General features: G+C 46.7%; 1 protein-coding gene. It reads left to right on the top strand.

Annotated elements, in window-relative coordinates:
• Positions 1–915: IS4 family transposase (locus Xedl_RS19790; RefSeq protein WP_074025440.1), on the top strand; the 915-nt coding region annotated here is incomplete at both ends.

The raw sequence follows: 915 nt of genomic DNA, 5'->3' as shown, positions 1-915 counted from the left end.
GCTCGTTGGACGAGAGACCTTCAAGCTTACGGGCAAAATCAATATCATGCGAGCAGAGCTTACAAAGACAAAGAAAGCTATAAATGGGAACGGGCTTCACGCGCAATGGAAACCCGCCTCGGTACTGACATGCGGAAAGTTATCTCTGTCTGTGACCGAGAAGCGGATATTATTGAGTATCTGACCTACAAGGTCTCAAATCATCAGCGTTTTGTCGTCCGCTCTATGCAAAGCCGCTGCATAGAAGAAAGTGCCGAAAAGCTTTATCAATACAGTGGCGCTTTGGCGCATGCGGATACGAGAACGGTTCAGGTTAGGCAAAAAGGGGGACGAAAAGCGCGTGATGCACACTGCGAAGTTCGTTATGCGGCTGTGACCGTAAAAATTCCTGCAAATAAAATCGGTGACTCTGTCCCGCTGTACTATGTCGGTTGTCAAGAAACGGGAAATCATGACGGCTTGAGCTGGCACATTTTGACCTCAGAGCCAGTGAAAACAAAAGAAGATGCCAAGTGTATTCTCGATTACTACGAAAAACGTTGGCTGATTGAAGAATTTCACAAAGCGTGGAAAAGCGGCGGAACCCAAGTTGAAGACTTACGCATGCAGAACAAAGAGAACTTAGAACGCATGGTGGTGATACTCGCGTTCATTGCAGTCCGTCTTCATCAATTGCGTTATCTGGGACTCAATAAAGAGGAAGCAGAAAAGCAGAGCTGTGAAATGATCCTGAGTCCGCTAGCGTGGAACTTACTGTGGTCAAAGCAAAATAAATCGAAGCCACCGAAGAAAGCCCCAAGCCTCTACTGGGCCTATATTAACCTCGGAAAGCTTGCGGGTTGGTACGATTCAAAACGTAATGGTCGAGTAGGATGGGAAAGACTATGGGAAGGATGGTTCATATTACAAACCATC

The sequence above is a fragment of the Xenorhabdus eapokensis genome (genome assembly GCF_001908105.1).
The sequence above is the reverse complement of the archived record's forward strand: the minus strand, read 5'-3'. Positions and strand labels throughout refer to the sequence as shown.